General features: G+C 34.7%; 22 protein-coding genes and 1 CRISPR repeat array (1 of these 23 cut by a window edge). Of the genes, 18 read left to right on the top strand and 4 right to left on the bottom strand.

The features are described from left to right. The first annotated feature begins 2 nt into the window (after positions 1-2). The gene (locus H7A25_25365) at positions 3-1,610 is read left to right on the top strand and encodes an IS66 family transposase (protein MCP5503252.1); all 1,608 of its coding nucleotides are present in this window, start codon (positions 3-5) and stop codon (positions 1,608-1,610) included. Positions 1,611-1,663: 53 nt separating this feature from the next. Here H7A25_25365 and H7A25_25360 read toward each other — a convergent pair whose 3' ends face one another. Further along, positions 1,664-2,320, bottom strand: coding sequence for a hypothetical protein (locus tag H7A25_25360; protein ID MCP5503251.1), 657 nt, complete (start codon positions 2,318-2,320; stop codon positions 1,664-1,666). Between the two features lie 419 nt (positions 2,321-2,739). Here H7A25_25360 and H7A25_25355 point away from each other — a divergent pair, with 419 nt between their 5' ends. The 4 genes from H7A25_25355 to H7A25_25340 all read left to right on the top strand — a co-directional run bounded on the left by H7A25_25355 (position 2,740) and on the right by H7A25_25340 (position 6,201). Then, entirely contained in the window at positions 2,740-3,684 is a 945-nt protein-coding gene (locus H7A25_25355) for an Rpn family recombination-promoting nuclease/putative transposase (protein ID MCP5503250.1), read from the top strand. Positions 3,685-4,107: 423 nt separating this feature from the next. Then, positions 4,108-4,662 (top strand): hypothetical protein, encoded by a 555-nt coding sequence (locus tag H7A25_25350; GenBank protein MCP5503249.1) that lies wholly within the window; start codon positions 4,108-4,110, stop codon positions 4,660-4,662. Beyond that, entirely contained in the window at positions 4,663-5,052 is a 390-nt protein-coding gene (locus H7A25_25345) for a hypothetical protein (GenBank protein MCP5503248.1), read from the top strand. 213 nt (positions 5,053-5,265) lie between these two features. Further along, the gene (locus tag H7A25_25340) at positions 5,266-6,201 is read left to right on the top strand and encodes an SH3 domain-containing protein (protein ID MCP5503247.1); all 936 of its coding nucleotides are present in this window, start codon (positions 5,266-5,268) and stop codon (positions 6,199-6,201) included. 428 nt (positions 6,202-6,629) lie between these two features. Here the strand turns inward: H7A25_25340 and H7A25_25335 are convergent, their stop codons facing one another. Both H7A25_25335 and H7A25_25330 read right to left on the bottom strand, forming a co-directional pair. Beyond that, complete coding sequence (locus H7A25_25335; protein ID MCP5503246.1) at positions 6,630-6,959, bottom strand: type II toxin-antitoxin system RelE/ParE family toxin; 330 nt, start codon at positions 6,957-6,959, stop codon at positions 6,630-6,632. Further along, complete coding sequence (locus tag H7A25_25330; GenBank protein ID MCP5503245.1) at positions 6,949-7,206, bottom strand: hypothetical protein; 258 nt, start codon at positions 7,204-7,206, stop codon at positions 6,949-6,951. Before H7A25_25330 ends, H7A25_25335 begins: the two co-directional genes overlap by 11 nt. Positions 7,207-7,351: 145 nt before the next feature. Between H7A25_25330 and H7A25_25325 the strand changes: the two genes are divergently transcribed. The 11 genes from H7A25_25325 to H7A25_25275 all read left to right on the top strand — a co-directional run bounded on the left by H7A25_25325 (position 7,352) and on the right by H7A25_25275 (position 21,631). Continuing rightward, a complete protein-coding gene (locus tag H7A25_25325) occupies positions 7,352-7,684 on the top strand; it encodes a helix-turn-helix transcriptional regulator (protein MCP5503244.1) in 333 nt (110 codons plus the stop codon). A gap of 777 nt (positions 7,685-8,461) precedes the next feature. Then, a complete protein-coding gene (locus tag H7A25_25320) occupies positions 8,462-9,976 on the top strand; it encodes an IS1182 family transposase (GenBank protein ID MCP5503243.1) in 1,515 nt (504 codons plus the stop codon). Positions 9,977-10,596: 620 nt separating this feature from the next. Then, positions 10,597-11,721 carry a type III-B CRISPR module RAMP protein Cmr1 gene (gene cmr1 / locus H7A25_25315; protein ID MCP5503242.1) on the top strand — a complete coding sequence of 375 codons (1,125 nt, stop codon included), beginning with the start codon at positions 10,597-10,599 and terminating at the stop codon, positions 11,719-11,721. Continuing rightward, a complete protein-coding gene (gene cas10 / locus H7A25_25310; GenBank protein MCP5503241.1) occupies positions 11,721-13,487 on the top strand; it encodes a type III-B CRISPR-associated protein Cas10/Cmr2 in 1,767 nt (588 codons plus the stop codon). Before cmr1 ends, cas10 begins: the two co-directional genes overlap by 1 nt. Beyond that, entirely contained in the window at positions 13,487-14,560 is a 1,074-nt protein-coding gene (cmr3, locus tag H7A25_25305) for a type III-B CRISPR module-associated protein Cmr3 (protein MCP5503240.1), read from the top strand. The genes cas10 and cmr3 overlap by 1 nt, the downstream gene beginning before the upstream one ends. Continuing rightward, positions 14,550-16,016 carry a putative CRISPR-associated protein gene (locus tag H7A25_25300; protein MCP5503239.1) on the top strand — a complete coding sequence of 489 codons (1,467 nt, stop codon included), beginning with the start codon at positions 14,550-14,552 and terminating at the stop codon, positions 16,014-16,016. The genes cmr3 and H7A25_25300 overlap by 11 nt, the downstream gene beginning before the upstream one ends. Before the next feature lie 110 nt (positions 16,017-16,126). Then, positions 16,127-17,188 (top strand): type III-B CRISPR module RAMP protein Cmr4, encoded by a 1,062-nt coding sequence (gene cmr4 / locus H7A25_25295; GenBank protein MCP5503238.1) that lies wholly within the window; start codon positions 16,127-16,129, stop codon positions 17,186-17,188. Next, the gene (cmr5, locus tag H7A25_25290) at positions 17,178-17,618 is read left to right on the top strand and encodes a type III-B CRISPR module-associated protein Cmr5 (protein MCP5503237.1); all 441 of its coding nucleotides are present in this window, start codon (positions 17,178-17,180) and stop codon (positions 17,616-17,618) included. Before cmr4 ends, cmr5 begins: the two co-directional genes overlap by 11 nt. Continuing rightward, complete coding sequence (gene cmr6 / locus H7A25_25285) at positions 17,605-20,226, top strand: type III-B CRISPR module RAMP protein Cmr6 (GenBank protein ID MCP5503236.1); 2,622 nt, start codon at positions 17,605-17,607, stop codon at positions 20,224-20,226. The genes cmr5 and cmr6 overlap by 14 nt, the downstream gene beginning before the upstream one ends. Beyond that, positions 20,223-21,182 (top strand): hypothetical protein, encoded by a 960-nt coding sequence (locus tag H7A25_25280; protein MCP5503235.1) that lies wholly within the window; start codon positions 20,223-20,225, stop codon positions 21,180-21,182. The genes cmr6 and H7A25_25280 overlap by 4 nt, the downstream gene beginning before the upstream one ends. Positions 21,183-21,223: 41 nt before the next feature. Continuing rightward, positions 21,224-21,631: a hypothetical protein gene (locus tag H7A25_25275; protein ID MCP5503234.1), complete on the top strand. Its 408-nt coding sequence runs from the start codon at positions 21,224-21,226 to the stop codon at positions 21,629-21,631. Between the two features lie 28 nt (positions 21,632-21,659). On the opposite strand, the gene cas6 is transcribed toward H7A25_25275, so the two are convergent. Continuing rightward, a complete protein-coding gene (cas6, locus tag H7A25_25270) occupies positions 21,660-22,430 on the bottom strand; it encodes a CRISPR-associated endoribonuclease Cas6 (GenBank protein ID MCP5503233.1) in 771 nt (256 codons plus the stop codon). 169 nt (positions 22,431-22,599) lie between these two features. On the opposite strand from cas6, the gene cas1 reads away from it, so the two are divergent. Next, entirely contained in the window at positions 22,600-23,583 is a 984-nt protein-coding gene (gene cas1, locus H7A25_25265; protein MCP5503232.1) for a CRISPR-associated endonuclease Cas1, read from the top strand. Further along, positions 23,580-23,879, top strand: a complete 300-nt coding sequence (gene cas2, locus H7A25_25260) for a CRISPR-associated endonuclease Cas2 (protein MCP5503231.1) — start codon at positions 23,580-23,582, stop codon at positions 23,877-23,879. The genes cas1 and cas2 overlap by 4 nt, the downstream gene beginning before the upstream one ends. A 315-nt stretch (positions 23,880-24,194) precedes the next feature. Next, positions 24,195-24,642: a CRISPR direct-repeat array (repeat unit 37 nt; unit sequence GTGGAAATGGATAATCGGACTCGTAGAGTGTTGAAAC) (it continues 123 nt past the right edge of the window).

Genomic DNA, 24,642 nt, shown 5'->3' with positions numbered 1-24,642 from the left:
TCATGAAATCTACCGAACTTCCAACAGGCATTAAAGAATCACATAAAATAATTCAGCAGCAATATGAAAAGCTTCAGGAATATTCTAAGATTATCAAATCTCTTGAATCTCTAAACAAATTGAAAGATGAGAAAATAGAGTATTACAGAAACCAGTTGTATAATAAAAAATCAGAGAAGTGGACACCTGAAGAACAAAAACAGGCACTACTCTTCAACGAAGCAGAACAAATAGTTGATGAAGAGAAAACTATTTTAGTAAAAGAGCATAGAAAGAAGAAAAAAAAGCGCGGAAAGCGAGACGGCCTGGATCCAAACTTACCGAGAGAAGAAGTGATTCTTGACCTCGAAGAACACGAAAAGGTATGTGGCTGTGGTTGTATGCTGACAGCTTTAGCACATTCAGAAGTTCTTGAAAAGCTGAAGATCATCCCGGCTCAGTTTGTAGTTGTGAAGACGATTCGACCTCAATATGTTTGTAAGAAATGCGAAGGTAGCGGTGATGAAAATCGTCCCGGTGTAAAATCAAAACCTCCGGTTCCTCAGCTTATTCCCAAAGCGATTCTGCATCGTGATAGTCTGGCATATATGATTGTTCAAAAGTATTGCGACCATCTTCCTATAAACAGAATATCTAATATATTAAAACGTTTAGGTGTAAGTATTTCAAAAGCTACTATAGCAAGAAATTTTATAACGATTGCAGAAATGCTTGAGCCAATAACAAATCAAATTTTACAACTAATACAATTCGCTCATGCTATTCAGATAGATGAAACTCGCTTACAGGTAGTCAGTGAGCCGGGTAGAAAAGGAACCAATTTATCCTGGATGTGGTGTTTTCGCAGCGGTCTGGTAGGCGAGACTGAGAGAGCAGTATATTTTCATTATGACCAATCGAGAAGTGCAAAATTTCTAAAAGACTTTCTATTTGGCTACAAGGGAATCATTCAAACCGATGGTCTTGGAACCTATAATGCACATTTATCTTCTATTGTTTCTGAAGATGAACATGCCGGTTGTAATGTTCATGCAAGAAGGAAGTTTACTGATATTTATAAATCGATTAAAAATAATAAGTCTGTAAATCACATATTAGAGGAATATAACAGACTCTATAGATTAGAAGAATCTTATTATCAATTAAAAATACACCATAATAAAGATAAACTCGAAAAGCGACGGCAAAGACATAGCCTTCCAATAATGGAACGAATGAAAGCTTTTATTGCGAGTGAACTCTCGGTTATGGAACCTTCAGGTGATCTATATAAAGCAATGAGATATTTTATATCTCATTATGATAAATTAATAATATTTATATATAATGGGAATATAACACCTGATACAAACCTGGTAGAAAATGCCATTCGTCCATTTGCACTGGGAAGAAAGAATTGGTTATTTGCCTTTTCCCCTGAGGGAGCAAAGGCAAGTGCAATTTACTATGCTCTGATCGAAAATGCAAAATTATGCGGTCTGGATCCTTACCAATATCTTAAAACCGTTTTTGATGAGATAGTGGAAAATCCCAATTTCGATCCGAAAGATTTGACTCCGCAGGCTATCGCAAAGAAACAAAAAGAAGAATCCAGAACAACCACAACTTAAATCTACCTCCGGGCCAAGCACTGCCGGGGGTGGGTTTATGATACGCTTACTTTCTAATTATCTTTAGTGTAACTATATTCTTTAGTTACTAGATTTAATTTGTTGGTGTATTTCTTACCGTCTTTTTCTGTACTATAAATAAATATATTGCCGTCTAGGTCAATTTTTGTTATTGAATAATCTTTTTCATAAAGTCCACCAATAGCTGTTGTTGCTCTTGTGACTTGTACTGGAGTAAATCCTGCCCCTGTCAAACCAACGCGTAAAACTGCTTTAGCAGTACGCATATTGTAATCTTCTAAAGCCCTTAGCGTTCTTCCACCTATACTACAAGCCTTATCATCTGGGCTGTCACAGTGTTGTAGTTCTACTTCGTAGAGTTTGTTGTCGGTTACTTTTTTCTGTATCTTGTTACTACGCTCGCTAGGAGTTGCTATGTTGTTTTTTTGGTTTGAGCTAGGTTTATTGATGTTTGGATTTTTGTCCGATGTATCTTCTGTGCCTGCTGGTTTGTCCCCTGCTGGGTTGGTTGGGGTTGATTTGTCTGCAGATACAAAGTATCCAGCTGCTACTAATAATCCTCCTCCTATCAATCCGGCAATTGTTTTCTGCAACCCCGTAAAGCCTTTTTTTGCTTTTTCTGTTGGTGTTTCTTCCTTCACTTCTTTTTTCTCCTCTGGTTTATTATTGGTATATAGGAATTTACTCAAAGTTTAAAGTCCAATGTCTACCCAAAAATCTTATGGCTTATAAATAAGTTACTTCCCATAAGGTGATATATGTCCTATTGCTCCATGGGTAACTTATTGTTAAGACTTAAATTTCGGAAAAATTCCAAAATAAATTCTAATCAAAAAAACGATCCCCATTAAGGACTTCGTAAGTGTTTCATAAACCCACCCCCGGTTGCAACATCTCTTTACCCATAAGTTTTTTACCTATCCCCCTCTTTCCCCCTTCCCTAATTCGTTCTCTCGCTTCGCTCATGCTTTAGCGTGGGGAAACGGGGAAATGAGGATTTAAAAAAATCTTAAAAATTATCCCAAAAGTCCAGTTTCAGTTCCTGTTTAATAGAAAATTTTTGTTCCTTCTGTGCATTTTCAAACCCTTTATAGTAGGAGATCATAAAATGAAACAGAAAGATACGGAAAAACAGAACGGACTTCTACCCTTACATAGCGATATTGTATTTAAGATATTTTGCATAAAGTATCCGCACTTGCTGACTGACCTTTTAAACTCGGTTCTCGGTTTTGAAGGTAACCAAAAAATTACCCGGCTAAAAATATTAAACCCGGAAATTCCCGGAGACCTTATGAGTGATAAGTTGTCGGTTCTGGATATACACGCAAAGAATAAAAACAAACAATATTTCGGAATCGAAATGCAGGCCTTTCCCCAAAAATTTTATGGAAAACGAATCCTGTATTACTGGGCAAAGCTTTATTCTCAGCAAATAGTTCGAGGAAAGAAATACTCGGACTTAAAACCGGTTTATTCCGTTTCTTTTTTGAATTTTAAGCTTCTGGAAACAGAAAACTACCATTCGATTTTCCGGGTTCTCGAAGCAGAAGGCAGAGAAATAGCCTTGACGAAAGACCTCGAAATCCATATTTTAGAATTGAAGAAATTCCTGAATACATCCGGAACTCAGGAGTCTAATTTAGAAGATTGGATATATCTCATCCAAAAAGCCGAGAAATTAAAGGAAGAGGACGTGAAAAAGCTCAAAATCAAAAACCCCGTGATTCGTGAAGCCGTTGAAGCTCTTCAGGATATTTCTCTCGACAGAAAAACAAGAAACTACTACGAGATGCGCCTGAAAACAGAAAGAGACCACGAAGCCACTATCGAGTATGCTTTCGAGGAAGGACTCAAAAAAGGAAAGGAAGAGGAACGCCTGCTGGCCGAGAGACAAATTGAAAAAGAACGAAAAAGAGCCGAGCATAAAAGTAAACTCAGGACTGCGATAAAAATGAAACGTGCAGGCTCCTCTTTAGATTTCATCTCAGAAATGACCGAACTCCCGGAAGCCTATCTGGAGAAGTTTTTTCGGAAAGCGATTAGAAATTAAGAAATAGGAATTAGTAATTTACTAATCCCTAATATCTAAATACTAATCACTAAGTTTACCTATCCCCCTCTTTCCCCCTTCCCTAATTCGTTCTCTCGCTTCGCTCATTTACAGGGCAGGGGAGGTCTTATTTGGCGGACTATGCTGTTTTGATACCAGGCCGGTCTATCCCTTTCCGTTTCGGAGAGGGATTTGGTTAAGTAGAGCTTTCTAATTCTGGTAGATAGGGAGAGGTATACAGTAACTTGTTAGATTATCATAATATTAGAAGATGCTTTCTCTTAAGCCCATGTTTCAACGTGGGGTTAAGGAGGATTTAAAAAAATCTTAAAAATTATCCCGAAAGTCCAGTTTCGATTCCTGTTCTATAAAAATTTTTTGTTCCTTCTGTGCATTTTCAAACCCTTTATAGTAGAGGGTCACATGAACAAACGAAAACTCCAAAAAACCTTTGATGAAGTATTTAAGAAAAGAGCCATATCGTTTTTCTCAAAGTTTGCAAAGGTTGAAACGGAATATGAATTACACAGGCTTCCGAGAAAACTCGATGTCCTTGTGATTGAAAGCGATAAACCTATAGGTAAACACCTCGACTTAATGAACTATTTTCAGGAATTCAATATCATCGAGTTCAAGTCAGAAAGCCAGGGCGTAAAACTACAGGATATATATAAAACTTTATATTATATCTCGGCTTTTATCCTGCGGAAAAAAGAAAAGGGATGTTTAAGCTTTACTCTTATCACGACAAAGAAGCCAAAGCGATTTTTGGAGGCATATCATTTCTTTGAAAATAAAAGAGGACTTTATGTCATGGAAATTCCGGGGATTACAAAGATACACTGTATCGTAGTTTCAGAACTGGACAAAAACTCTGACCGAGAACTGGAGTTTTTGCAAATATTTGGCTTCGATACAAAATATTTTGTTTTCACAAAATATTTCACTCAGCCGCCGAGAATCCAATACGGTTGCTGAGTGAAATTTATTGCTTTTGCAATAAATTTAGTATCGAAGCAACTTTACAGAGAAGAAGTTGAGTCTATACTAAAGGAGATGGGAAAAGATATGACTGCTATAGAAGAAAGAGTCTGGGAATTAGCTGAAGAATTCGGAATCCGGGAGAAAAGTATACAGGAGGGCAGAGAACAGGAACGCTTCTTTGCTCAGAAAGAAATTGAGAAAGAGCGAAAACGCGCAGAAAAAGCAGAGCATAAAAGTAAACTCAGGACTGCGATAAATTTAAAGAAAGAAGGAGCTGAGTTGAAATTCATTTCTCGTATTTCTGAACTTCCCGAAGCTTATTTGGAAAAATTTTTTATGCTTCGGCTCAGACTTAAGTCATCGCTCAGCCGGCAACACCCTTGAAGATAGGTCATTTATTTTATTTTCTGTTTTTCGGATATTCAAAAATTCTTCTGCTAAAATTATAATGTGCCACAGTCATTGAGCTATGGACGTGAGATTTCACCTTTTTTAAGCTTTTAAAAGTCCGGTTTCATCTGGAGCTTGACTCTTTATAGAAGTTCTATTATAAATACATTGGAGATTTTCCTAAAAGAATAAATAGAAGGATATTAAATGAAGAATATTATTTTAGTAAGCATATTCATATTTGTTTCTTTGTTTTCTACAAATTGCAAAGAAAGCAAGTCAATCGATTCCAGGACCACTTCTTCTGATAATCAAACTGTATTCAAATATGTTACTCCCAAAAGTGGTTTGATTATGAGAAGTAAACCTTCAACATCCGGTAAAAAACTTGGATTAATTCCTTTTAAATCTAAAGTAAAGATAATTGAGGAATCTAAGGAGGTATTAACTATTTCCGGGGCAACCGGTAGATGGACAAAGGTTAATTATAACAAGCAAGATGCTTGGGTTTTTGGAGGATTTTTAGGAGATGAACCTTCTGATTCAAATGAAAATTTAGATTCTGGAGAATTTTTTGGAGATAAAGACAATCTTAAAAATTATGAAGCGGCTACGAGTCTTTTCAAAAAAGCTAAAGAGGTTAAAAAATCATCCAAAGAAGAAGCGTTGAAACTCTTTAAAGAAGCGAACCTGAAAAGGTCAAAAATTGATTTAGCTAAAGAAAAAACGAGTTCTTTTAATAGGTATGATATTTTAGATTCGTTTGATTCTGATATTGAATACCAACTTGTAGAAATCGAGCATTGCTCTAAGGATAATGTACAGAAGAAAGAATTTGGTTCTATGGATGAAGCAATAAAATTTGCAAACTCTGCTATTAAAGAAAAAAATTTAGATGCATTGGTATCTATAACAGGTTGCGTACTTGCGACCGGTAGATATGGAACTGAGTCATTTCCAACCTATTCGCCCGCAAGAAAAAGGCTCAAGGAAATGTTAGATAAAAATGAATTAAAGCCGGAAGAGATTGACCCTGAAAAACCGGAAGAATATAAAAACTTAGTAAATTTAGGATATCTTTTTGTTTTTGAAAAGGATGAAAAAACTAAGAAATGGAGTTTATTTATGGTGAGTAACGATTAATATGTAAGCTAAATGATTTAGTGAAACATACTCTTCATTCTAATTCAAAGAAAAGACTTGAAAAAAAAGGGTGCTTGGCTTCGACTCAGACTTACGTCATCGCTCAGCCGGCGGGCGGCTACTGCCCTTCGGCTACTCTACGAACCGCGAGCCAACGGCGAGTTGAAGTATAGCCCGATAAGAAAAGCTTACGCTTGCTACCCTTATTCTATATTTTTAAACTTACTTTCTATTAGACCGAATAATTTTTGTCTGTAGCTTGACTTCGGTATTCCCTTCAGCCGGACGCTGTGCGCATGCTCAGCAACCACATCCGGCTGGAAAAAAAGGGCATCGCCCTGTGCTTGACTTCGGCTCGTTTCACTCTCTCAGCCAGCGCAGAGCGACCCCTGAGCAAGCGAAGCGCGTCGAAGGGTAGATTATTTATTTTATTTTCTGTTTTTCAAAGACTCCGGGTTTCTCCTGTCATGCCAGACAGCTACTATCGAAATCAGGGTTTCTTTGAGAACATAGTAGAGGGAGAAAGGAAAACGCTTTAGCTTTGTTTTCTTTACCGAAGGAGATGTATTGCTATGCGTCTCTACAGTGCTCTCTCCCATCTTTTTTCCCAGCTTTTCGGCTGTATCAAAAACCTCATTAGCAAACTCTAAACCCAAACCTTTCTTCTGCTTTTCATACCAGAGAAAGGAGTCTTCCAAATCCTTCTTGGCTTCCGGTTCAAACCGATAGCTCTCTCCTTTTTTGTCTTCATTTTCCATGAGAAACCCCCTGAAGACTCCCATTCAAATCTCTTTCCACTTCTTCCCTTGAAAAACCGGGATGAGGGTTTTCTTCCATACGCTTTAAGCGGATTTCAAGTTCAGTCCTGCGTTCTTCTTCGTTTACATTGGGTTCATCCTCGAAAACTACAACGACTGTGTAAGTTCCGGGTTCTACAGCCTGCGGTAGCTTGGTGGTGAGGGTTCCATCCTCGGCGACCGTGGCTTCTACTTCGTAGTGTTGCATAACTATGCTCCTTAAATTTCCAAGCTCACTACTAAGTACTTGACCGAGAGGTCTTACTTGCAGAAAACTTAGATTGGTGATATAGTCATTATATATAGATATATAGATTAAAATCAAGTAAAATATCGATTTTTCTATCAATAAAATGAAAAAAGAAAACTACAACGAGTTATTTAATTATTTAAAAGTGACACAAAGGGGTTTTGCAAAAGAATTTAGTATTTCCCAATCCACTATTAGTGATATTGTGAATGGAAAGGTAAAGACACTACCAGTTGAAATAATTTACCGACTCAATAAGGAATATGGAATAAGTCTTGATTGGTTAGTAAAAGGTGAGGGTCAAATGTTCGATGTTGGAAGTAAAGATTCTCTAACAAAAGAAGAAGAGGAGCTTTTTCAGGAAGTCAGAAAAGACCCCAAACTCTTAGTTCTCATAAAAAGCTTAATCGAAACTCTAAAGAAAACGTATAAATGAAAATTATAATATTACAGAGCTATTTTCGTATATAGTAGAGGGTTTATATTATGATAACAGAATATTTCTGCTATAGTCTCGAAAACAAAAAAGTGTACCCTTTTTTAGTTCCAAAAAGGGGGGAGGTTAGAAGTTTTTTGAAAACTTTTACTAAACAAATACTTACAAAAATGGGTAAAAAAAGGCCGTTTTTCGCTATAACAGAGGGCGAAAAAAGTGTACCCTATTTTCGGGTCAAAAAAGGGTTAGGGTACACTTTGACACAAAAATTTGTGCTTGATACTATATTCAGAGTATTGTACAATGGCACCATGCCACGATGCTGTGGAAATGGATAATCGGACTCGTAGAGTGTTGAAACCTTTCGTTCTTCTTATATATAAATCAGCCCTCTTCTTTGGTGGAAATGGATAATCGGACTCGTAGAGTGTTGAAACTTAACAGGGTAAATTCAGCCTTCTCTTGTCGATTCTTCAGTGGAAATGGATAATCGGACTCGTAGAGTGTAAAATAGCTGTTAGCTGGAAAATTAATCGGACTGTTTAGCTGCCAGCAATCAGCGGGTCAGCGGTCAGCTTTTTACCTATCCCCCGGCCCCTTGGCTTCGGCTCAGACTTACGTCATCGCTCAGCCGGCGATCTCCTTTTGCGTTGCTTCAATTCAACCGGCTACTGACAGACTGTGTGAAAAGTCTCGTTATTGAATATTTTTTGTTTGTCAGGAATGTAATGTATATAGAAAATTTCCTTATAACGATAAAGAGTTATAGGTGCAGCTATGAATTATATACAAGGAACTTCTCGAGAACAGATAGTATTATACAGTGAATGTTTGGATAACGTCATAAAAGAAGATAGTCCGGTAAGGGTTATTGATGCCTATGTTGATAATCTCGATCTTAAAAAATTGGGTTTTAAAATTCCAAAGTTAGAAACAGGTAAACCACCATATAATCCACATGATTTACTAAAAATATATTTATACGGATATATAGAACGAATCCGAAGTAGCAGAAAATTAGAGAAGGAATGTAATAGAAACCAGGAACTTAGGTGGTTAACAAAGAATCTCGCCCCGGATTTTAAGACAATAGCTGATTTTCGAAAAAATAATAAAGATGGAATAAAAAATATCTTCAAAGAGTTTTTATTCTTTTGCAAGAAAATGAATCTACTAACTCTTTCAATAGTTGGAATTGATGGAACGAAGCTAAGAGCACAGAACGGACAAAATAATGTATTTAAAAGAGAGCGTATTGAAAATATCGAGCAAAATATAAAATCCAAAATACAGGAATATTTGGAGGAATTAGAATTGAATGATATTTCCGAAGCAAATGAACTAAATCTTAAAGATGGAGATGAAGCCAGGGATGTATTAAATAAACTAAAAAGACTAACGAAATACAATGATAAAGTGAAAGGGATTCGGGAATTATTTGAAAACGACCCGGAACTACAGGTCTATTTTGCTAACGACACAGATTCAAGATTTCAAAGTGACAAAGGAAAAATTCGTCCTGGATATAATGCCCAAACTGCAGTGGATAATACAAATAAGTTGATTATTGCAAATGATGTATCGCAAAAGTCAAATGACCTGGAACAAATGACTCCTATGATTGAAAAAGTCCAGTCGATAAAAGAAGAACTTAAAATAGAAAATGAGACAAATGCAGTAATGGATTCCGGATATTTTAGTGAAAAAGAAATAATGAATAATAAAGATAAATCGGGGATAAATATTATAGTACCAGATACCAAATCTGCACTGGATAGTAATAATAAGCGTGAATGTAAAAGTAATCCTGATAAACTTCCTGCAAAAGGATATGAAATCCAGGATTTTGTTTATGATAAAGAGCGGGATATATACGTATGTCCGGCAGGAAAAGAATTAAATAGACAAAATGAAAATCCAAGACAGACGTCATACGGGATTTATGTAAATGAGTATAAATGTAAGGAATGTAAAGATTGTTTTCATAGAGCAAAATGTACCAATAGTAAAACTGGACGAACTATTCGGGTCTCGATAAACCGAGAGACAATGGATGATTTTAAAAAAGAGATGGGGAACGAGGAAAATAAAAAGCTAATTCGTAAACGTAAGGAGATTGTGGAACACCCATTTGGCACTATAAAGAGAAATTTGGGGTTCACTTACTTTATACAAAAAGGAATTAGAAGCGTTCAGGCCGAATTTAGTTTCATATGTTTTGCTTATAATTTTAAAAGAGTCATAAATATTCTGGGAATAAGGGCTTTTATAGATGCTGTAAATGCAAAATAGTAGGAATAATAGATTTTTATTTGATGGATAGCAATGAATTTTCTCTCTTTTATGACTTATAGTAAATTTATTTACTAAAAACCAATTTGGAATGATTGGTTTTTAGTTTTTTTAGTAAGAACCGAGTTCGTCAATATCTACAGGTTTTTTTTTGCTCACTTTTCACACAGTCTGTGAGCGAGCCAACGGCGAGTCGAAGTATAGCCCGATAAGAAAAGCTTTTCTACAAAGAAGGGAAGACTTTTTATTAAGGTCATTCTTATATTACAAGAGGATTCGGATAATAGAGCCTTTCCCGAGGGCGTGGGTTTGAGCCACGTCATCGGGTTATTAGCCCGGAAATGGAACGGTCACGACCGTTCCTTACGTTTGCTACCATATCTCATGTATTAGAAGAAGCTTTCTCTTAAGCCCACGTTTTAACGTGGGGGTACGGGGGATTGTAGTCACGACCCGGAGACAATCCGGTCTTTTTTTTAGCTCAATCTAAAAAGAACTTCCCTGTATATTGCATTTCTATCTTTTAAATAATCCAATGAAAGGAGAAAACAGCCAAAATATGAAATATATGTTTACAAAAAGAAAGAAATGAATAGTTTTGCTTTGAGGGAGAGACTTACGTGCAAAAAACCATTACTTTCGACTGTGAAGTGATTACCCCTATGTTCTGCGGCGGTGCGAATCCGCAGGAAGTAGAACTACGGCCACCCGCGATAAAGGGAGGACTCAGGTTCTGGTGGAGAGCCATGCACGGGGACTGGCCTCTTGATAAGCTTAAAACCGAAGAAGCGAAGCTATTCGGGGGGACAGAGAAGCTTTCCTATAGAGAAGATGGCAGGCGAGTTGATTATGAGCCTGCAAAGAGTTGTTTCACTGTTGAAGTCCAGGATAAGGGGCTTCAGGTTCTATCAAAAAACCATCTTCCTGTTTTAAAACCCGAATGGCATCCGGATTACTACGATGATTATAAAACAAAGAAGACCGATCTCTTAAAATACATGGCCTATGGAACTTATGACTTTCACAAAGGTTTTCATGAGTATTATTCTGTAGGAAGTAATTTTTCTATTCTACTGACTCTTTCAGAAGGTAGAATCAAGCACCAGAAACTGGAAGTTGATACTGTCAGAAAAGAATTGATATATTGTATGCGCTTATTCTCTACTTTCGGAGGCATCGGACAGAGAAGCCGAAATGCACTGGGTTCTTTTAAGATAAATAGAATAGATGCTAAAGAAGTGGACTACGTGGGAATTTCTGCTCTCAGAAAAGGAGAAGAAGGAAAGTATTCTCACTTCTCCGCAAATGCCAGGCTTTTCAAGACAAGGAAATTATATGATAAATGGGAAGAGGCATTTAAAGAAATAGCTGAGGTCTATCGCAAAGCAAGACTTCAAACAGAAGGCACAAAGTGGAAGTTTCAGAAGCGCGTTTATATTGCTTCTCCCTTACAGCAGGCAAAACCCTATGAAAGAGTATTGGATAGACACGCCAAACCTTTTTTCATGAATATTAGAAAAGAAGGGAATCAGTTTGCAGGTTATATGCTGTTTTTACCCTCTTATTTTGTAGATAAAAGTGTAGAATTAAGTAATAAGAACTTATTTGTAATGAATGCCAGAGGGAAAAATATTAAAGATATGCCGGACCACCAGAGAGCCAATCATAATTTTCATTTAGTTTGTAATGAATTTATAGAAAAGGCTCTGAATAAGAAAGAGAAAGAGTTTTTAGAAGAAGTTTAATGAAAGAATACCTGTTATTATTATCGATTTCACCCGTCCAAAGTTTTATCGAAGCTTCCAGAAAAACTGTAGATCTATTTAACGGAAGCCAGATTTTATCAGATTTGATAGATGGTGTAAATAAGAATTCTGATTTTATTAATAAAGACCTGATAATCTTTCCTGAACAGAGTTTATCATCTAAACCCAACCGTTTATTAGCAATTGTGCAAACAGATAATCCTATGGAATATGGAATACAGCTAAAAAACTATATTACAGAAACACTACTGATAGGCAAAGCTAACAAAACACTTGGAGAACAGCTTACAGAGGATAGTATCAAACAATTTAAAGATCACTTTCAAATTAACTGGAATCTCCTTGAATATTCCAAAGAGAATTACCATGAATTGTTCTGGACTATAGAGAGAGAACACTCTGCTATGAAAATGCAACGTGAAGTTTCATACTTTTCAGAGACAGGAAGAAAATGTGCTCTCGATGGAAAGTATAATGTAAAGTTTTATAGAAAAACAGAGACAGAGAATGATGAAAGAAAGCTTTATAACAATAAGTTATTCCAAGAAAAAGATAGTGTAGAGATATTTGCCTATGAAAACAGTTCTAAAAAACTTCAACCCGGTGAAGGGCTTTCGGCTGTCAGCTATTATAAGAGGATGTATAACAACGAGCACTTTTCTTCTACTGCCGGAATTGCTTTGATGGAGCAAATAAATAATACAAATGTAGGCACCCTTTGTAAAATAAATAATTACTTCAAAAAATTTGATGAATCAATAGAAAATCATCAATTATTATATGAAGAAAATCTAACAGAAGAGTATTTTAGAAAAAATGGATATTCTAATTTCCTCGAAAAGCTTTCCTCTCTTCAGAATGAAAGAAAAGATCTTGAAAAGTGTATCAAGGAAAATACAGGTTTTAAACAGCTTCATAAATACTATGCCATGATTCTTTTTGATGGTGATAGTATGGGCGCCTTTCTATCGGGAGAGACCTTAGAAGAAAAACCGGAAGGTGAAGAGTTTCAGGAGTTTCATAAGTATGTGTCTCAATGTCTGGGTGAGTTTGCAAGCTATGCAAAAAATTATTTGGATTCCGAAAACAGGGGCAGAACAGTCTATGCTGGTGGTGAGGATTTTTTGGGCTTTATTAACTTAGTTCACCTGTTTGAGGTTATGCGAAATTTAAGAATCAAGTTTAAATTAATGGTATTTCAAAAGATCAAAAAAATCTATTCTTTAAAAAAAGAGCTGACCTTTTCAGCAGGAATTGTAATTGCACACTATAAAATCCCTCTCTCTGTAGTTCTCGGACAGGTACGAAAAGCAGAGAAAAGAGCCAAATCAGTAGATGGAAAAAATGCTTTTGCCATATCGGTGTTGAAACACTCCGGGGAGAGACAGGAAGCGGTCTGGAAATGGGGGGAGAAGAAAAATGTTTTAAAGCCTATTCAAAAGATTTATAAACATTTTTATGATAAACAATTCTCTTCAAATTTTGTTAAAGTGCTAAGCCGGGAGTTTTCGCTTCTATATGAGAAAAATGGGAAATATTTCAATCAGGAACATGTTCGAGCTGAACTGAAAAGATTGTTAAAACGTGCCTATCTGGGTAATAGAGAAAATAAAGAAAAGAAAGAAAAGAATATAGAAGAAATGTATAGTTTTCTGAATATGCTTCTATCAACTAGAACATCCAGTCTGAAGCATTACTTAATAACTCTAAATATTATCGATTTCATGATAAGGAAAATAAGCTAATGCAATGTTTAGAAATTAAACCATTAGACCCGGTATTTTTTAGAAACTCTGCTCCTTTTACTATGGGGGATGAAACAACAGCACAGGAGATGTTTCCACCAAATCCTTCTGTGATTTATGGTGCTATAAGAGCCAGTTTTTTTAATGAAGGAAATATATCACTAGCTGAGATAAGAAAAAAAACAGAAAAATTGAAAATAGAATCTATCTATTATAAAAAAGGAAATAAAGCAGGTTTTTTAATTCCCTTACCGGCAGATATTTGTAAGATAAAAAAAAATAACAAAATTGATAATTATATTTTAAATTCACTCTCAGATTTTAAAAGTGAAGCATTGAAAGGTAAGAAATACATAACACCGGGTGATCAAAAGGACATTAGCGAAGTTATAGAAAATGCCTTTTTCGAATTAAACTTAAAGAAATATATTCTTGGAAGCATAAAGAATGAATCTAAAGTTTCTGGTATTGTTCCTTTTGATTCTATAACAATGAATGAAGCAAAAATAGGAATAGGTAGAGATAATATAAGTCGGAGTTCGGAAGAAGGAAAATTATACAGGACGGATTTTATACGATGGGAAGGAGAGAATAAAGAATCCGATCTGTCTTTAATTGTAGCAATTTCAGGGCTTAACTTACCGGATTCTTCCGGATATCTAAAGCTGGGAGGAGAAGCAAAGCTTGCTTTTTATAAAACTATAGAGAGTTTACCTTTTTATTGGAACGAGACAAAACCCAGGTTAAATAAGCAGTATTTTAAATTAGTCTTACTCACTCCTACATTTATTAGGAATGAAGAATTTTTAGATAAAGCAATTTGCAAAATTATAAATAAAGTCCAGTACATAGGTGGTTTTGATATTCGCGATAAAAAACCAAAACCGTTAAGAAAAGCGTATCCGGCAGGTTCGGTCTTTTTCTTTGAAAGCAATCAGTTTTCAGAAGAGAGGAAACAGGAATTGATTGAAACCTATCACGGAAAAGCAAATCTATGTTCTGAGGAAGATCAATTGCAGGGATATGGAATGAGTTTTCTAGCAGATATAGGAGAGGTTAAGAATGGCAAATAAAATACTAATCACTACAGTAGGAACTTCTCTTTTTGAGAATTTTGCAAAATACAGAATGGATAATGAATATGATGTTCCGGCTGAAATAGAATATCTAAAAGATAATACAGATTACAAAGATTGGGATGACGAAAAAGAGAATATTAATAATTTAAAAGAATATATTATAGAATGGATGAATGAGAAAAAAGAAGACATTCATGATTGTTCTGCTGAAATAAAAAGTATTTTAAAGATAAAGGACGAAATAAAAATTGAAAAAGTTTATCTCATAGTCACAGAAACTATCCTTTCCCGCTTAGCAGCAGAGATTATTCAGGAGAAATTAGAAAATGTGAGTATCCAATTTGATTCTCAAAAAGATGTGATAGGAGGTCTGCAGGTAGATGATTTTAATACTTTTAATGAAAAAGGGTTTTTAGGTTTAATTAATCGAATTGAGGAAATTAAATACAGCTATTTTCCGAATGGAGAAACACAGGATAAATTTATACTGAATACTACAGGTGGTTATAAGGCTTTAAACCCTATTATGACGATCATCGGACAGATAGAAAATTGGGATTTAAAATATATTTATGAAGACAGTGATGCGTTAATTACTATCCCCGGAAAGCTGCCTATCAGTTTTAATTGGGATGTTGTAGAAGCTTTTTCTTCCTATATCAGTAAAGAAGGTTTAAAAGAGTATGTGACGAATTCTGAATTAATGAAGGAACTAGTTGAACTTCAGTTGATTGTAGAAAACAAAAACGAAACAGATCCTGAAAAGAAATATCAGGTTTCAATTATAGGACAACTATTGTCCAGATATATAGAAGAAAGGTCAGAGATAAATAAAGGGAATCTGGGTTTGTTCTTAGAATATATTTTATACCGCTACTTTAACGAAGAAGATGTTAAAAAGACGGGGTATAGAACTAAGAGTAAACTAAGCTTTAATGAATATTATAAGTTAAGTGATGAATACGACCCGAATGAATTAGAATACGAAAAGATAGAATTCACAAACTCTAAGAATGATAGAAGTGTTGGAGATATTGATCTTTTTTTAGAAAACCAGAAAGGGAAACCTGTATTATGTGAAGTAAAGTCGTTTAAAGAAGTTGTTGGTTTTTCGTATAATCTAAGCGATAAACAAAAAGATTATTGTTTTAAGATCTTTGCCAGAATAGAAGCCTACCATAAAAATAAGGGACAATATCCGGAAGAGTTTTTACTTATCATTCATAGAACAAGGTATGGAAAAGATCAATCGATTCTGATTTCTATGGATGAGAAAGTAAGGGAAGTAATTGACAACTTTAATTCAAGGATAAACAGGAAATACGATGGGAAAGTGAAGCTTAAAGTAAAAGCTTATTATGTAGATTTAGTTAAAAAGTCTCTCAAAGTAAATTACACAGACTTGCTACAAAATTCAATTAAAGAATCCAACTGGGAGAATATTCTGTGATCTTCCCTAACCCTTCTCCAGAAACCGCCATTTCTGTGTTCCAAAACTTTTTCAGGATATATTAGAGATTCAAAAAGTATTTGCCAAAGAATTTTTATAAGAGGAATAAAATGTTTAAAGAAGCAAAGCCCTTATTTTTAATCTGCGAGACTCCCCTTCATGCCGGTAGCGGTGATGAACTGGGAGTAATTGATTTACCCATACAAAGAGAAAAACACACAAACTTTCCCAAAGTGGAAGCTTCCAGTTTAAAGGGAGCATTACGGGAAAGTTTTGAAAGTAAATGTGATATTGAGAAAGATAGTTATGTACTAAAAGATGATAACTTATTAAAAAAATATCCAAACTTAAATGATCCCTGGATGATGAAATCAAAAAAAGATGGAAAAGAAGTTGAATCGCAAAAAAAATTCCGACTCAAAGAAGCTAAGAAAGAGATATCTGCTATTATATACAACCAGGTAATCTTTCATTTATTCGGTCCGGAAGATGAAGAAAATAATTATGAAGGTGCCCTCGGCTTTACGGATGCTCGCCTCCTTTTCTTTCCGGTAAAGTCTATGAAAAATGTTTTTGCTTATATTACCTGTCCTCGCGTGCTGAAACGTTTTAAAGAAGAAATGGAGATGACAGGACTTAAAGACATCCCTGAACTTCCCAAAAAAGAAACCGTACCTGACAAGTCTCCACTTCTCTTTATTTGTGATAAACAAAAGAAAGTTATATTAGAAGAATTTACCTTTGATTTTACTGAGGATGAAAATGCTGCAAAGTTTGCAGAATGGATTTACAATAACGTTATACAGGATGAAAAACTCAAAACGGATATTGTGGTCTTAAGTGATGAGGACTTTCGGGATTTTGTCACCCACTCAACAGAAGTTATCACCCGAACCAAAATCAATAACGAGACGGGGACGGTTCAAGATGGTCAATTATTCACAGAAGAATACCTACCGCAGGAAAGTATTTTGTATTCCCTCGTAATGGCTTCCCCTATCTTCAATGAGGAAAAAGGTATTTTCCAGAAAGACAGCAAAGAAAAGCAAGCACAGGAAGTTTTAACGTTTTTTCAAACCGGCTTATCTTCAGTTTTTCAATTAGGAGGAAATGCAACAACCGGCAAAGGTTTACTCAGAACCAAATTTTTGGGAGCTAAAAATGATAAGTGAAGATGATAAAAAAAAGGGTCTGAAAGGAATTGAGCAGGGACGGGCGGATTATGCCTATCGTTGTGTGGAAGATGCAAAAAGGGATTTGAAAGAAGATGCGGATAAATATAAATCCTACTGTAAAAAAATCCCCATGATGCTTAAAATAAATGGTTTGGGAAATACAATCGGTTTTATTAAAGCTAAAAAAGAAAAAGCTTATGGTATATTATATAAACAGGTAAGTGAATACTTATATAATGAGAAAAAATGTATCTATCCATTTGATACAGAGCAGGAACTCTTAAAACAAATCATTCAATTAGACACTCCCGAATACAGAGCGATTACCCATGAGCTATTGGCTCTTTTTAGTTGGATGAAGAGATTCTCGGAAGGCTTAATCAAAGGCAAAGAAGATAAGCAAGAGAAAGATCATGCCGAAGGATAGACAACCAAAACAAACACAGGGTTTGGAAAGTATAGGGGAGCATTTTGGTAAAACACCGGAATATACAAAACCTGTAGATAAAGATAATTCCTCTCCTTATCTTCTACCCAGAGATACGGTTCGAGTATTAAAAGAGTCAAACTATTCTATAGAAAACACCTATCTCTGGTTTCATCGTTTAAGAGATTTCAACTTTAATAGAAATGAGTTTTTTAAACTCAAGGGAACGGATAAATTTCCTTATCTAAGAGGAAAGAAGGATTCATTTGACTTTACAAAATTCAATAAAAGACAATATGAAAATGCGGAAACTATATTTCAGAAAGAAAACATTTTTCGTATCCTTCTTACGACTTCCTGGAAACTGGCTATTGGACTCGGAGACCATTCGGTATTAGAAACATCGGTTACTCTTCATCCTGTATATGGCTTTCCTTACATTCCCGGCTCGGCTATCAAGGGTACATTAAGAAGTTATATCATTGAAGAGTTTTTTAATTGTGATGAGAAAAAGGCTTTTAAGGATAAAGGTTTCTGCCTTCTCTTTGGTTCACCCAAAGAAAGTCAATTGAAAGAGCATAAGGGAATTCTTACATTCTTTGACGCTTATCCCACGCATACACCCAATCTTTCCTTGGACATTATGAATCCACATTTCGGTGACTATTACCAGGATACTACAAATAAAAAACCACCGGCTGATTATTATAATCCCGTCCCCGTAACCTTTCCGGTTGTGGAGAATACGACTTTCCAGTTTCTCGTGGGAGTCGATAGGAAATATAATGGAGTATTGGAGGAAGGGAGTTTTTTTGGAAGGTTACCTAAAATATTAATCGAACAGTTATTGATAGAATGCCTACAAAACAAAGGGATTGGAGCAAAAACATCAGCAGGATATGGACGTATGAGAGAATTAAATGTAAGTTATTATTTAAATTGTGAAAAAACAAAAGAATATTACGAATCCTTGATTGAAAAAAAGTTACAAGAAAACAATATTCCAAATTATATAAAAAACAATCCGATTACTCACGGAATTATTATTCACACAGTTGATGAAGCTCAAGATAAAAATTTAATTTTTAAATCAATTGAATCTTATATTAAAAATAATATACCATTTAAGATATTTGTTTTTGCAGATGACCCTGAAATCAAAGAAATCGATTTAAAAAAATACGAGTCCAGTAAAAAAGTAAAAGAGAAACTTTTAAAAGAATATAAAAATAATACAATAGAGTTTAAAAAAGAAGAGGAATTAAAGAATTCCATTTCAATTTTCTTAAGAAACATAACCAAACGCGATGTCCAGGATGCAAAAATTATTAACTTAAAGTTAAAAAATATTGGATTATTTGATGAATTGGAATTAGGCTTTGAAGAAAACTTTAATGTATATATTGGAAATAATGGCTCCGGAAAATCTACTATTCTGCGGGCAATTGCACTCGGCCTTGTCGGACATAATTATAATGGTATAGATAAGGAAAAACTTATCTATTCATTACCGAAACGAAAAGGACGGAATGGTAAATATGTAATTGTAGATGAAGCATTGATTGAGTTACAGATTAAGATAGGTGAAGAAACTTTCACAAATATAATTAATTTTGTTAAAGATGGAGAAGAGAAGAGTGGATTCCGCATTGAGTCTAAATTAGGATTTGCAGGTGGAAAAGATTCCAGTTTTATTTTAAATTATTTGGCTATTGGTTTTGACCAGACAAGAACTAAAGCTTCTATTCTGGAACCTGCGGAGCTAAATGGTTTTATCGAACCAAATGCAAGTGACTTGTTTTCTGTTATTAATGATACACAGGATAAGAAAATGTTATCAGTAATTGCGTGGTTGGCAAATTTAGATAATGATGAAAGAAACAATCATCAAACATCAAAAGAATCAGCCGAGTTAAAAGCTTTAGTTTTTGATACCATTTCAAAAATATTAGGAGAAGCAGATAGTATTAAATTTAAAAAATTAGTAAACGTAGAACCAATAGAAATTGATATAACTACTCCTATAGCACCTCAAGGTGTAGATATTCGATTAGCCAGCGATGGAGAACAATCAACGATGGGAATGATCGGATATATTATAGAGAGAATGAGAGAATGTTTTTCTGGAGAAAAAGATTTTCTGAAACGTTCAGGAATCGTAATTATTGATGAAATAGATTCTTACCTTCATCCCTCCGCACAAAGAAATATAATTCCTTTACTTTCGGAAATATTTCCCAACGTGCAGTTTATTGTTAGTACGCATAGCCCTTTTGTATTAAACCAATTGACACCAGACTCTGTAAAGATCGTAAAAGATAGGATAATTAAAAGCATTAAAGATTTATTATCTAATTATAATACCTATGGAGCAGATATAAAAGAAATTATAGAAGAAGTTGTGTTCCCTAACGAAAAATATCCTTATTACCCACCCAAGGTTAAAGAAGGTTTTATAGAATATTTCATGAGTATTGATGATAATAATTTTGAAAAAGCAGAAAAAATAAAGAAAACATTGATTAATGAAACAGGAGTAGATTCTGACCATCCCGAATTTCTGAAAGGTGAAAGTCAAATAAAATTAAAGAGGTTATTCAAAAGATGATCTATATTAATAAAGATATTTCCCTTGAACAAAATAAGAAAGCTATTGGTCTTTTAGAAGATTATGAAAAATTTGAAAATATTAGTAAAGAGCAACAGGATAAATTTAAAGATGATGAAAATATCGATAAAGAGCGATGGAAAAAATTTAGAAATTATAAAGAAGGAAGGTCATATAAGGACTTACTTAATGAATTATTACTCATACAGGGATTTGTCTGTTGTTACTGCGGTTCAAGGGTAACAAATGAAAGTTTATCTTATGAAATCGAGCATGTTAAGCCTAAAACTAAATTTCCAAAGAAAGCTCTAAGCTTTGAAAACTTATTAGTATGTTGTAAAGGCGGTTCTAGGGATATTATTCATATAGCAAAATTAGATGAAAATAAAACTATTATTGCACAAAAATATGGATTATTAGAACAAGACCTTGAAGAAATTCAAGTTAAACTGAATGATATAATTAAAGACTTAGAGAAGAAATGTTCAAATAAGGTTATAGATAAAATAAAGCAAAAAATTGATCTAAATGAAATCAAGGAAGGAGATAGAATTCTAATAAGTATAGCCAAAGAAAAAGAAGAACAACATTGTGGAGTAAAAAAAGGTAAAAAAGAAATAACACTTAGTCCGCTTAATAAGAATGTAGAAAATATTTATTATACTATTGAAGGTGAGGTAAAAGCAAACGGATTCGAAAATGATATAGAAAAAATACTGAATTTAAATACTACACACTTAAGACTTATTAGAAAAAGAAGAATTTCTAATATTCAATCTAATATATTACCTTCTATACCCGATGATATTGAGCTAAATTTTGCTTTAAGAAAGTTAATAGATGATTATAAAAGTAAAAGCGAAAGTGGAGAATTCGAGCCATATTATTTTGTAAATGTTGCTATTTTAGAGGGTAGATTTAAGAACAATACAATATCTAACAATTCCCAACTTTGATTAAATGGTTTAGAGAATTAGAAGGCATATAACCTAAACCCATGTTTCTCAACTGCACAGCTCATAGCTTAAATCCAAGGCAAGTCAAGAAAGCTCTGGAGCTTTCTGCTAATATAGCGGAGTTAAAAACAATAAAGCCTTCCCTGCATGAAAGACTTATAAATTGTCCTTCTACAGAGATAGAGCAAATAGACCTTGCCTATGAACTTTTTGATGAAATACTAGTTCAGAAAGAAAAGTGCAAAGAGGATTTGTATGTACATCTTCCTGTTGGTAGTCCCTTTTTTATGACTGTTTTTATCCACTACTTCCCGAAAGACAAAAAAGGTATTCACTTCGTGTTCTCTCATTCCAAAAGGGACAGTGAGGAAGTTCAGCTTTTAGATGGTAGCACAGAAAAGAAAAGTCTTTTTGTTTTTGAGAAGTTTCTTGTGCTTAATAGAAACTAAAAAGTTCTTTTTTTCTATAACATACTGGTCATGAGGAAATTTCTTTCTTCACTTCCACACAACCGAAACCCATACTATTTTTTTCACCAAATCCTGCATAGTAAGCCATGCGATTTATCTCGGCATTTGCTTTGATTTCAAAGGCAAACTGGTAGACCCTGACACTTTGAACATTTTCAGAAGAAGCCTTCAGCTTGATTAACTTCCTTACGGGCTTATCCAGAACCTTCAATTGTAAAGTTTCTGATAACTCTTCTTTCGTATCCTTTGAAAGATAGGATTCGTATTTATGAATAAGGTGCTTTAAAAAATAAGATTCATAGTTTTCATCTTCCGGACCGAGATAGTCTGGAAAACCATTACTTCCGGGTTTGGAAATGCAAATAGGAGACAGGGTATAAAAACGCATGGTATCGGTAAAATTTGGTTTCGGTTTTTCTTCCAGTTTTTCTATGTTAAAAGTAGCACGAGACTTTTTATCTCCTATACTAAATTCTTTCTGCGAAAAAAGACCTATCAGGAAAGTCTTACCCGTTTTTTCTTCTAAGAAAGATATCTCAAAACTGGAGTATTCAGAAAAAAGAATCAACCTGTCTTCATAAACCTGAACTTCAGGAGTTTTCAATTTGGAAAAGGTAAAAAGCTTGTAAGCACTTTCTTTCTTGCTATGTAAGTTTTTAGCATAATTTTTATCACCCTGTGCCAGGACAGAATATATCCATGAAGCCAACTCGTACTGATAGTTTATGGGAAGAATTCTTTCTCCGGGAATGTTTTTTAATTTAAGTATAAAACGCATAAATATACCACTGTTCTTTTTTATATTTTTTAACCTGATACATCCTGACAAGTAGATTATTCCTTGCTTTCGTTTTGAGATATGTCAGAAAGTAGTACAGGAAGAGAGTAAGCATTATTTTAAAAAGGAGAGTAAGGGGAAACCGAAAGAAGTTGCCCTGATTTTTTAAATGGCAGATATTTATATCGTAGAGGATTATGCCTGTCTCAGTAAAAAAGGGGATAAGCTGAATATCTCTAAAAATAAGGAAAATATGGGTTCTGTTCCTTTTCACAAGGTGGATAGTATTCATGCTTTTGGTAATGTTCAATTCTCAACTCAACTTTTACATGAGTTGCTGAATAAGAATATTAATTTATCTTTATATACTCATTCGGGTAATTATATAGGTCAATTAATTTCTCCTACTTCGAAAAATATAGACCTTCGCTTCATGCAATATAAACAGTACGAAAATGAAGAGTTTCGTCTTGCAATAGGAAAGGCTTTAATTGCACAAAAATTTGAGGCAAGTATTCGACTTCTGGAAGATAATGTAAAAAACTCGGAAACTCTTTCTTTAAAAGATGAACTGAAACAACTTCGTAAATGGAGAAAGAAACTGGAAACAGCAAAAGATATTCCGGGTCTTTTGGGATTGGAAGGAAGTTTTGCCCGTATTTACTTTGAATGCTTCGGAAAACTATTTAAACAGGAAAACATTTTTCAGGGTAGAAGTAAGAAACCTCCGAAGGACCTTGGAAACTCCCTTCTCTCTTTTCTATATGTGGTACTTACCAATCGAATTTCTTCCTATCTCGAAGGACAGGGCTTTGAACCCTTTATTGGTTTTCTACATGCAAGAAAATACGGAAGAATCAGCCTTGCCTGTGATATTATAGAGCCTTTGCGTCCTGCTTTTTGTGATAGGCTTGTCTTAAAAGCGTTTAATCTAAAAACTGTAAGTGAAGAAGATTTTGAGAAAAAAGAAGAAGGTTTCTATTTAAACCCCGAAGCCAAGAAAGCGTTTTTAAAACTCTATTCTACGGAACTCTTTGAAGAACGTCAGTATCTTTTTCACAAAGGAACGATTCAGGATATACTCATATACTTTTCAGACTGGTTAAAAACCTGCCTGGAAAAAGGAGAAGTCATAGCACTTTCAGGAAAATGACAGAGAAAACCTATTTATTTTGTTATGATATTCCTTCGGATAAAGAAGGAAATCGAAGGCGTACCAAACTTATGAAACTTCTGGAGAAGAATGGAATACGTGTGCAGTATTCTATTTTTGAAATTCGCCTGGAAAAAGATGAGGAACTCAATGAGCTTCTGAATGCAGTGCAAAATATTGTTTCTAAAAAACAGGACTCGATTCGAATCTACCCCTTGTATACGGATGTCATGAAGAATTTAATTTTAATCGGTCAGGCCAATCTTTATAAGGAGCCTAATGAATATATTTTTTAATATTACAGAGCTATTTTCGTATATAGTGGAGGATTTATATAATGATAACAGAATATTTCCGCTATAGTCTCGAAAACAAAAAAGTGTACCCTTTTTTAGTTCCAAAAAGGGGGGAGCTTAGAAGTTTTTTGAAAAATTTCACTAAACAAATACCCGGCAAAATAGGCAAAAAAAGGCCGTTTTTCGCTATAACAGAGGGCAAAAAAAGTGTACCCTATTTTCGGGTCAAAAAAGGGTTAGGGTACACTTTGACACAAAAATTTGTGCTTGATACTATATTCAGAGTATTGTACAATGGCACCATGCCACGATGCTGTGGAAATGGATAATCGGACTCGTAGAGTGTTGAAACTTACACGTTCTACTTTTACGGTTTGTTTTTTTGCAGAAGTGGAAATGGATAATCGGACTCGTAGAGTGTTGAAACACATATAAAATTCCTATGGAGAAAAACGTATTTTTTTCGGTGGAAATGGATAATCGGACTCGTAGAGTGTTGAAACCGGTTAATAGCGCTTTCACTATCAAGTCACGCTTTCTTGGTGGAAATGGATAATCGGACTCGTAGAGTGTTGAAACATAGCACAGGAGGCTGACGGGATATCTACACCCTCATTAGTGGAAATGGATAATCGGACTCGTAGAGTGTTGAAACGGCTGACAGAAGCAATATGGATAATACCGCAATTAATGTTGTGGAAATGGATAATCGGACTCGTAGAGTGTTGAAACAAACAATCTCGAAACCGTTTCTTATTAGAAA

The sequence above is a fragment of the Leptospiraceae bacterium genome, assembly GCA_024233835.1.
Classification (GTDB): Bacteria; Spirochaetota; Leptospiria; order Leptospirales; family Leptospiraceae; genus JACKPC01.
The sequence above is the reverse complement of the archived record's forward strand: the minus strand, read 5'-3'. Positions and strand labels throughout refer to the sequence as shown.